Origin of the sequence: Pseudomonas sp. (genome assembly GCF_035277045.1) — a bacterium.
GTDB lineage: Bacteria > Pseudomonadota > Gammaproteobacteria > Pseudomonadales > Pseudomonadaceae > Aquipseudomonas.
In genome coordinates this window covers 1-10,275 of the sequence record NZ_DATELE010000150.1, presented here as the reverse complement: position 1 = coordinate 10,275, position 10,275 = coordinate 1, and the positions used below count along the sequence as shown (strand labels likewise).

The window sequence follows — 10,275 nt, the reverse complement described above, 5'->3', positions numbered from 1 at the left end:
CGGAGCGGAACCCGATCTTGCCATTGAAGCCCATCCATAACTGGGATCCGTAGGTGGTCTGGAAGGGAAAGCCCATGGCGATCATTGAACCGCTGGTGACGCCCGTATTTCCCACGTATTGGGTATCTGGATCCTGAATCGAATAGAAGCCTGACGCATAGATGTTCATGCTTGCAGCCAGTGGTACCGCCGTCGAGCCCAAGCCGAACGCGCCATGCTGCAGGACATTGCCATTGGCGAGGCCGACATTGAGAGGCGCGGCAGTGCCTAGCCCGAGATTGGTCCGCGCCGCTGCGGCACTGGCCCCGCCCGTTCCACCCTTCGACACAGGCAGCGCTGCAGGTAGCGAAGTGGCATAGTCATCCCCGTCAGCTCGGCCGGATAGCCAGTTGAACAGCTCAGTAAAGTTTGCCTTACCTTTGATCCAGGCGCTGCGGCGGTCATCGCCACCTGCTCCGTTAGGTGTAGACCCAAGACTAATAACTTGTTTAGTCATGTGCGCTCCTTAATTGAAATACCGGTCTATAGGAAATTTGCAGACCGGCACTGTAAATTGAGTATTGTTAGATCCCTGCCAATACCAAAACCCTAGCGCAGTGATTCGCTGCACGTAAAGTGTCAAATTTGCTTTTGAAGCTGACCATATATTGAACCCGGCAAATTGAGAGTTCTCCGCAAACCAGTTCACCCCTCGATCCATTGCCGACACACAGATGAAATCGTCAGCATCGATAGTCACGTTTGGGGTCCAGATCCGAACAGTTGAGACGTCCTGCGCAAGAGTCCATACCGTAGCAAACTTGTTATACCGCACGACTTTGTCTTTGGCGGAGAACACTGGTAGACCGCTCGCATCTCTGATGTTCATGCCGTAGCCCGAGACCTGTAAATTGTCGGCGAACTTACATGACACGTACTCAAGCACGAAGTTTTGAAGGGGCGAAGAACCAGTGGCTGCTGAGTCGATCCGGATTCCCGTCCAGTTGCCGGGGCCGCCCAGTAACGTAGCCGCCACCCCGAGTGACGCGTGGGATGCGCTCTGCACGCGCACGAACAGTTGCGGCGCTTCTTGCGTGGTGATCGGGCGAATAAAGCTGGTCTGCCCAACTCCGCCTCGGTCGGTGTACGAGGAGGTCACCCTGATCGTCCCGCGCTCCGAAAAGACAAGGGCTTTGTAGACACTAGAGATGGTAACCGTCCCGGAGTCGTTGACGGCCCTGAAACCATATTCGGCCATCAGATCACCCTCACCGCTTCGAGCAGGCAATGGGCGGTGTTCTGCACCCAATCATCCCGGTAGGGATCACTGCCAACGCCCGTCTGCCTGCGCCTGTTCACATACGTAAAGATCGCCACCTGCGTGCCGCCAAGGTTGCGGTACGTCGGAAGAAAACCCCAGTCGTTGTTTCTGCCGTTCTGCGGATATCCCGCATAGGCTTTCGGGGTGATCAGCAGGAAACATTTCGCGGGGTCGTATCCGGGTATGTTCCAAGTGATGTAATCGGAGCGGGTACCGTCGCCGCTTCCTTGGGCGGCCGCTATTTCCATGGTCGCCAGGCGCTGGATGGTGAAATCCTCCATGCCTAGCGTCTGGATGCCCATCTCGTTTTTGATTTTTACGCCATAAATAGCCATGCCATCTCCGCTTTCAGTTCAACTTACCCACAGCTGTCCGCTCGATGCCGCTGGCGTCGTACACATAAAGCCCTCCGTTATTCAACAGCGTTGAGCCACTTGCATCCTGGCCACGCAGCGTGAAAGTTCCGGCTGCAAAGTTAATTTCCAGCAGTGGCAGCCCTTGCGCATTAACTGCCGCCGATTTGATCGACATCGCAGCGACAATCTCTTGGATGAACGCCTTGTTGATGATTGCCGTATTCATGAACACTTGGCCGCCCTGGACAACGAACGGAAGTACCAACTGACCAGACGTCTCATCCATGATCGCGAAGCGCTGAGCGAACGCCAAAATCTCTGACGTCTCGCCATTACTCCCCAGCGCCAGACCTGCCATCACCTTGCGCCCGTTGGAAAGGGTCTGCGCGCTGATAGTTACCTGGGCATTAACTTTGCCATCCAAGGTTGCTACGGTCTGGCTTACTTGCTGCGTCGAGGCGACGTTTAAAGCAATAGAGGATTGAACTGTCTGAATGCTCTCAGCCGTTGAAGAAGCGAGGCTCGCTACGCTCTCACTCACGGTTTGCACCGTAGATCGGACGTCGCCCACCTCTGCTTGCACCCCGTCTACCCGGCGTCCCGTGGCAATGCCGTCCTCAACCCGAGCTGACTGCTCAGTCCACACACCCACCAGCGCACCAGTTGCGCCAGCCAGGCCGCTTGAGTCGCCCTCCATCTCCGGGCTGACCTGCACGGACAGCAGGTCCAGGCGGGTCGCTTGCGCGGTAACCTCGGTACCGACCTGCTTTACCTGGGTATCCAGCTGGGTTACCGCGTTCGCCACGCCGCTGACAGCTCGCGCGGAAGGGCCCGCCACGAATGGAGATGGCGTGTTGTTCTCACCAACGCGCTTCTCGATCATCACCGAATCGAAGTTGACGGTTTGGCCGGCCAGACCGCTGCGGTTCATGTAGAAGGTGACCCCGACCCGGGCGCTATCGGTGACAGTGATCGGGAACACAAGCCGAGTGCGGCTGGTGGTGATCTGGACGTCGGCCGAGTAGCGGTGCGTGCCGTTGTATAGCGATACCCTGGCATTGCCCGCCGCGCTGGCAACCGCATACATCGACACCAGATAGGTTCCAGGCTCAATGCTGACGTTATAGCCAGCGGCGTTGTTGGTCGGGCACATCATCACCCAGGAGCCCGCATTGCCTGCGCTGACCGCAGAGATACCGAACCCAGAATCAGCCTCGGGAATCGCTATAGCCGCACGGGTGACGCTGCTGGATGCGATAGTCGGCAGCGTGGTCGAGGTCAGCCAGCTGTACTCATCCGACAACAGGTTGCTTCCCGCGCCAGCGATGCCACCGACGGAGTTCTGCAACTGAGTTACTGCAGTGCCGGTGCTTGTCAGCGTCTTGCCTTGCTGGGTCACTTCGGTCTGCAGCGACTGGACGGCAGAGGCGTCGGCCTTGGTCGCAACTTGCGTCAGGGCACTGGCAGCAGCGGCAGCCGCGTCGGTGGCCACCTTGTCGGTAACCGCGACCCACGCCGAGCCAGACCAGCGCTTCGGCGTGTTGGCCCCGCCAGTGGTGTCGATCCACAGGTTCTGAGCCAGACGGTCTGCTACGGCGGGAGCGCCGTTCTGCACGATCACCTTGCCTTTCCCGCCGGCCAGAGTGGCGGCCGACTCGGCAGCTGTCTGCGCCGTGGTCACATTCTGGTTCGTGGTGGTCAGGCCGGTCTGCAACTGGGTCACCGCCGACCCTTGCGTGGTCAGAGTGCCCTCGGCCTGCTTCACACGGACGTCGATTGCCTGGGTAGCCGCGGCGTTCGCTGCGGTTTGGCGGAAGCTGTCACCTACTGCGAATGGAGACGGCGCGGTATTCCCGCCAATCATAGGCTCCAGCATGATCTGATCGAAATACGCGACCCTGCCCGATACTCCGGACCGGTTCATCTGGATGCCGATCGTCATCTTGTCTTTGGCGGCATAGGTCGCCGCCGTCAGGTCGACAACTTCCGAGTAGCGCGTCCACGTGTCGGTCAGCGCAACCTGAGCGGCACCAGACGAACTGGAGGCCGCGCCGGCCGAGTCCCGGGCTCGGAGGAACAGAGCGACTACGTGGCCCGGAGTGTCCGTCTTGGCACGATACGAGAGGATGTACCTGCCAGGCTTTGCCGCCATGTTGTAGTTGGCATACGCATCCAGCGCAGTCGTGTAAATCGTCGCGCTGGTGTTGGTGCTGTTGCTGGTGGTCTTGAGCGCCCAGCCGTTCATGGCGGCCACGTCCTCGACCACGGCGGCCACGGTGGTGCCGTAAACGATCTCCGGTTTGACCGGGCCGAACACAGAGTACTCAGCTGGCACCAGGTTAACGCCCGAGCCGCCAATGCCGTCCACCGTCGCCTTGACCGCCGTGATGGCAGCGCCCTGGCTGTTGATGGTCTGCCCTTGCTGCGTGACCTCCGATTGCAGCGACTGCAGGGCTGAGCTGTCGGCCTTCTTGCCCAGGTTGGTGTTGATGGCAGTGATTGCCTGGCCCTGGCTGGACAGAGCGCCCTCGTTCTGAGTAACGCGACCGTCTAACGCCTGGGTGGCCGAAGCATTGAGCGCGGATGCCGCCGCCGCGGGGCCCGCCACGAAAGGAGCCGGGACTACGCCCCCCGCGATTTGACGCTCGACCATCAGGCTGTCCACGGTCAGGACGACGCCTGCGACCCCGTTGCGGTTTATATACAAAATCACGTGGCCAGTGCGATCGGCTACCACATCGATAATCGTGGATATCCGTGCTCGCTCGGTGCCAACTGTCAGCACCGAGCCGCTGATGACATTACTGGCCCCGGCATCACAGAGCCCTGGCTGCACCCGTGTTTCCTGGTTCGCCGAGGCATAGAAGGAGACGATATATTTCCCGGCCGTCAGCTGCAGTGGAGTCGTGGCCGCTGTGCCGAAGATCGTCCGTGAATTAGTTACGGTGCCGGAATACGACAACTGATATCCGAAGCCGGAGGCAGCACCGGAGACTGCCACGCCGAGTGAGGAGAGGCTGTAATTGGCCAACAGCGGCAACGCCGGGGAGGTGAGCCAGCTGTAGGCGCTGTCCACTAAATTGGTGCCGTTCCCGCCGATGCTGTTGATCGTCGCCTTCACATCGGTGAGGGCGGTGCCCTGTGCCGTGATCTCCTGCCCCTGCTGGGTGACCGCGTTGCTCAGATTGCTGACGGTCGAAGCGTCCGCCTTGGTCGCCACCTGCGTCAGCGCGGATGCTGCGGCCGCAGCTGCATCCGTGGCCACTTTGTCGCTCACCGCCACCCAGGCGCTGCCACTCCAGCGTTTCGGGGTGTTCGCATTACCGGTCGTGTCGATCCACAGGTTCTGAGCCAGACGGTCAGCAACGGCAGGCGCGGCGCTCTGGACGAGCACCTTGCCCTTGCTGCCAGCCAGGTCGGCCGCCGCCTGAGCAGCACCCTGCGCGGTCGTCACATTCTGGTTAGTGGTGGTCAGGCTGTTCTGTACGCCAGTGATCGCCTGCCCTTGGCTGGTGATCTTGCCCTCGGCATCGGTCACCCGGGTCGTGATGCTGTCCACGACCGTAGCGTCAGCCTTGGTGTTGGCAACAGACAGGGCATTGGCCGCGGCCGCAGCAGCATCAGTCGCCACCTTGTCGGATACCGCCACCCAGGCCGACCCGCTCCACCGCTTCGGCGTGTTGGCATTGCCCGTGGTGTCTATCCAGAGGTTCTGCGCCAGGCGGTCTGCCACAGCCGGAGCCCCGGACTGCACCAGCACCTTGCCCTTCCCTCCCGCCAGGGTCGTAGCAGCATTGGCCGCCGCTTGAGCAGCGGTCACGTTCTGGTTGGTGGTCGTCAGGCTCGACTGCACGCCATCAATGCGCGAAGCCTGGGCGGTGAGCTTGCCTTCTTGCTCGGTGACCTTGGTTTCGACAGCAGTGACGCGGGCCGCCGTTCCGTTTGCCGTCTGCACAGCCTGGCCAATGTCGGTCCAGTAGGCGGCATTCGGCGGCGGCGTTTGGGCCGGCACGTCCTTGCTCGCCTGGTACAACTTGCCATCCTCGCCGAGCACAGCCTGGCCGACGGCATAGGTGTCGTCCGGCACGTAGGGCATGGAGTCCGACAGATCGGAGATCTGGTCGATCTGCTCCTGCAGGTCCTGCTGCGCCTGCAGGGCTTTGCGCTCGATCTCGTCCGTGACCTCGGTGACCTGGTCGCTCAGCTCTTGCAGGCGGCCATTGACCGAGCCTGGTACCGAAGGTGGGGCCGAGACCAGTTCGATCTCGGCACGCAGCGCAGGATAAAGCGAGCCGCTGGTGATCTTCTCCTTGAAGTACTCTTCGTACGCGGATTGCTCGGAACTCGACTGGCCATTGACGCCGACGCCATCCGGGTACCAAGGACCGATGTTGCCGGACCGATCGATCAGCCGAGCCCAGTAGAAGAACGACACGCCCGCAGCAAGGCCGTGAATCTCATGATCGGCCTGTGGATAGGCGAAGTCGCCCAGCTTGACCGCATCATCCCGGCTGGTGGTCGCGCTCTGCCAGATCTCGGTACGCTGGGTGTCCTCAGCGCTGGCCGGGAAGCCCCAAGCCAGGCCGGTGCCGTAGACGATGGGCGTGGTACGCAAGAAGCTGACCGCCGGCGGCGGCGTGGTCTTGCCCGCCAGGTCGGTCAGCATTGACGTGGTCGGCATCGACGACACGTCCATTGCATTCACCGCCCGCACCCGGGCCAGGTACTGGCCGGCGTAGACGCCGCGCACATCGGCCGACAACTCGCCGGTGCGTGGCAGCTTGATCCAGTCACGCGAGCCCCAGCGCCATTCAACGTCGTAGGCCACTGCGTTCGGAGCCTGGTCCCACCCGATCGTCATGGTGGTAACCGCAATACCTTGGTCGACCGCGCTGTTGCTGGTGATGAGCACGCGCGCTGGCGCATCCTGCACACCTGCAGGCAGCACGCTGATCGGCCTGTCGTCGATCACGGTGCCGTAATCGATCGCATCGAACTTGGTCGGCTCATGCTGGATCAGCTCCAGCTGGAACTGATGCCATTCGGGCCGCGTGACGTTGCGGACGTAGAACTGCATCAGCTTGAGGTCGTCGTAGTCCAGCGCCCAGCCGCACTCCGGCTCGGGCACTTCGCTGTAATCAGCCATGACCGTGATCTGCCGCCCTGCTACCGAGCGCACCTGGCGCGCCTCGGACTTACCGCTAGGCAAGTTGAGCTGCAGGCGGGCGCCAGTGGGGATCTCGATATCGCGGTCGACGGTGATCACGCGGCCGGCGGCCGCAGCGATCCGGCCGCCATTGGCTCGACCGGCGAACATAGGGTCGGCCAGCGAAATGACCTTGCCGGGTTTTGGAATGTAGCCATCCAGGCCGACGCGCATCGAAGCGCCACGCAACTGCAGCTGCTCGGTCTGCAGGGCCCACTGCCCAGCCCGCTGCGCTTGGCCGCGGGAGGTACAGCCGACGGCCTCAACCGAGGTCTCGCGCACGCCGTATTCGGCCATGGCCTCCTCGTCGAAGACCGGCTCCTTGTCCGTTTCGAAGCCTTGGTCGGGGTCGTCGAACGAAACCATGGCCAGGCTGTGCCGATCTCGCCACTTGCTGCCGCTGTACTTGACCGCGCCGTCGCCGAGAATCTGCGACATCGTGTAGGTGAAGGCCGAGTCCTGGGGCATATCGGCATTGACCACGATCTGACTGCCGTCCCAGAAGGCCAGGCCGTGGAAGATCGCGGCCAGGTCCTGCAGCACGGCCCAGCCCTCGGCCTGCTTCTGCAGGTAGAGGTTGCAGGTGAAGCGCGGCTCCTGCCCGCCCTTCCCGTCCGGCACCATCTGGTCGCAGTACTGCGCGATGCGATACAGCGCCCAGCGGTTGATCATGCTGGCATCGATGCGCTCGCCCAGGCCGTAATACGGGTGCAGCGCCAGGTCATAGAAGATCCACGCTGGGTTGTTGGTATAGACCTCCTTGAAGGTGCCGTCCCATACCCCGTTGCTGGTACCCGTGCCCGCGGTCGAATAGGTGCGGGTTGCCGGGTCGTAATTCATCGGCACGCGCACGATACGCCCGCGCATCAGCGCCGCGACCTTGGCGATGTCCCCGCCGAACTGCTGGGCATCGTATTCCAGACAGCCGACCGCGGTCAGCGGGTATTCCTGGTCGCTGTCGACCACCTCGGCAATGGCCTCGACCAACATGCCGTCGGAAACCAGGGAGCTGTTGGCCTCGGGCGTGATGCGCCGCGCGCGGACGGTCCAGCGACTGCCGGCGGGCAGCTCAATGCGGTGTGAGCGCTCGTATTTGGTGATGTTCTTGCGGTCGACGAAGGAGGTCAGCAGTTCCTGGTAAGGCCCGCCATCGGTGGCCACGTCGACGGCGTAGTCGATGCGCACGCCGTTGATGTTGCCGTTACGGTCTTGCGATTGCAGTTGCGGCCAGCCAAAGCGCAGGCGAACGGCGTCCGCCACATCGCGGGTAACCGTATGCACCCAAGGGACCGTGCTTTTCAGCTCCTGGCCAACGTCGATTTCGTTGCTCGCCTCGGTGACGCCCTCCAGCCGCTCCTGGTTCAGCTCGCCCGAGCGAAACTGCCACTTCACGCCGGGATAGTTGAGCGTACCGTCCTCGGCCATGATCGGTGTGCCGTCGAGCTTGATCGAGCGCAGGCCGTCTACCGGCCCTACGATCGGCCCCCAGCTCCACAGGTAGACCATGCGCGCCGTGGAGATCGAGGGCACGCTGTTCGAGGCAATGCTGGGTTGCTTCTGCTTCTTTGCACCGCCCTTGCTGCCGAATACGTGGCGTCGGCCCTTGGCGGCTGCCCGCGGCTTGCGCTTCACTGCTGCGCCCATGCACCCCTCCAGAAACGAAAAAACCCGCCGGAGCGGGTCGAAAGATGTCAGCTGTTACAGCTTGTCTTGTGGGTAGATGCCACCAGATTCGACGGCCCCGCCGATCTCCCGCTCGCCGTACAGGACCGGGTACGGATTACCCTGGGCGATGGTGGTCACCGCTGACCCGAAGCCATAGCTCGGATTGTTGCCGTCCTCGTTTCGATCGAGGCTGCCGGTTTGAGGGGTCGGCGACAGCATCTGCACCACCCCGCCCAGCGCCAGGGAGCCACCACCCGCCAGCAGCGCCATGCCCAGGCCGGTCGACAGGCCGCCGGTGGCAAAGCCCGCAATGACCAAGCCGACGCCGAGAATCGTCTGGAACAGGCCCGCCTGCTTGCTTCCCTGAATAATTGGCGCGATGCGGATATCGGCACTGTCGTTACCGTGTAGATCCAGTTCCTGGCCATCGAGGTTGCGAGTCCCAGAGAAGACGGTGAACACCAGACCGCGCTCTTCACCTGTCGTGAGGAATTTCTCGAACCCCGGCACCATCACGCATAGCGCGGTGATCGCGTCGCGCGGGCTGTTCACATCCAGGCTGTATTCGCGCCCGAAGTGCTTGCGCAGCACGCCGTAAAGTTTGATGGTGCGCTTCATGCCTGGTAGTCCTTGTGGCGAAGCACCAGGCGGCACCGGTTGGCCATTGACCAGCCGTAGATCTCGCGCGTTGAAGCACGCCCAGCCATGTGGTGGTAGATGAATGGGCCGGCGCCCCCAAGAGCTGGAGCAGCTTCGCTAGCCAGGCTGGGGTCATCACCCAGGTAGATGGCGGCATGATTCGGGTGGTGGCAGGGCCGGCCCGGGGACGGCACCATGAAGATCAGCATGTCACCGCGCCGGGGGGCCTCGACCTGGTAGAAGCCAGCGCCTGCGAAGTTGGCCTCATAAAGGCTCGGGCCCTCCGGGTCTTCCCACCACAGATCATGACGCTCGAAGTTCGGCAACTGCAGGCCAGCCTCGCGGGCATACCAGTCGCGGCACGCGCCCCAGCAGTCCAGCAGGCCATGGGCAAACTCGCGGCCCAGCAGCGGCGCCTCGTAGCCAGAGGGCTTGAACCACTCCATGTCGCCGCCAGGCCAGCCGATGATGCCCCAAGGGATCTCATGCAGCTCGCAGCTGACCCGGTCGGCCATGCTCGGGGTCGGCGCGGCGTTGGGATGGCTATGGACGATCGCCAGTAGCTGGCCACGGTCCTCGGCATTGGCCAGGTCCTCATGGTGCAGCATGAATTGCTCGCGGGGTGTCTTCGCTAAATTTCGGCAAGGCACGTACTCGCGGCCCTGCTCGGTCTTGATCAGCACGCCGCACGCTTCAGCCGGGTACTCGCCTTCGGCATGCTCGCGGATCGCGGTCTGCAGTTGTTGATTGATGCGCATCGATTACCTCGAACTGGCGATGAGACTGGCACCCATGGAGCCGCCGAAGCGCCGGGTGTTGCCCCGGGCCTTGCAGCTTTTCCAGCGACCACCACAGCGATCAAGCGCCGGGTTGTCGGTGGGTTGGTCTTTCTTGGTGAACATGGCCGTGCCGGTATAGGCACAAGCCTCTTGCCGGTACTGCCCGCGGCACGCCCAGCGACATAGCTTGGTGATCTGCTGGCTGGGCAGCATCTGGCCGCCCAGGTCGAGCGGGCTGGAGAGCTGGAACGTCACCTGCTCCCCGTCTTCATCGGTTTTCTGCTCGATGTACCAGAGGTTCTCGCGGCACTGGTTCGATGCCTGCGGGTT

5 protein-coding genes and 3 pseudogenes are annotated in these 10,275 nt (G+C 62.4%); all 8 read right to left on the bottom strand.

Features of this window, described 5'->3' with window-relative positions:
- Positions 1-496, bottom strand: a pseudogene (locus tag VJS90_RS06880) (hypothetical protein); the annotation flags it as partial.
- A gap of 9 nt (positions 497-505) precedes the next feature.
- The gene (locus VJS90_RS06875) at positions 506-1,237 is read right to left on the bottom strand and encodes a hypothetical protein (RefSeq protein ID WP_324120321.1); all 732 of its coding nucleotides are present in this window, start codon (positions 1,235-1,237) and stop codon (positions 506-508) included.
- A complete protein-coding gene (locus tag VJS90_RS06870) occupies positions 1,237-1,635 on the bottom strand; it encodes a hypothetical protein (protein ID WP_324120319.1) in 399 nt (132 codons plus the stop codon). Before VJS90_RS06870 ends, VJS90_RS06875 begins: the two co-directional genes overlap by 1 nt.
- Before the next feature lie 13 nt (positions 1,636-1,648).
- A pseudogene (locus tag VJS90_RS21915) lies at positions 1,649-2,098 on the bottom strand (phage tail tip fiber protein); the annotation flags it as partial.
- Positions 2,099-5,530: 3,432 nt separating this feature from the next.
- Positions 5,531-8,506: pseudogene (locus tag VJS90_RS06860) on the bottom strand (host specificity protein J); the annotation flags it as partial.
- Positions 8,507-8,560: 54 nt separating this feature from the next.
- On the bottom strand, positions 8,561-9,145 hold the full coding sequence (locus tag VJS90_RS06855) for a tail assembly protein (protein ID WP_324120317.1): 585 nt from the start codon (positions 9,143-9,145) through the stop codon (positions 8,561-8,563).
- On the bottom strand, positions 9,142-9,924 hold the full coding sequence (locus VJS90_RS06850) for a C40 family peptidase (RefSeq protein ID WP_324120315.1): 783 nt from the start codon (positions 9,922-9,924) through the stop codon (positions 9,142-9,144). Before VJS90_RS06850 ends, VJS90_RS06855 begins: the two co-directional genes overlap by 4 nt.
- Positions 9,925-9,927: 3 nt before the next feature.
- A partial coding sequence (locus VJS90_RS06845) for a phage minor tail protein L (RefSeq protein WP_324120313.1) occupies positions 9,928-10,275 on the bottom strand: 348 nt, incomplete at its 5' end.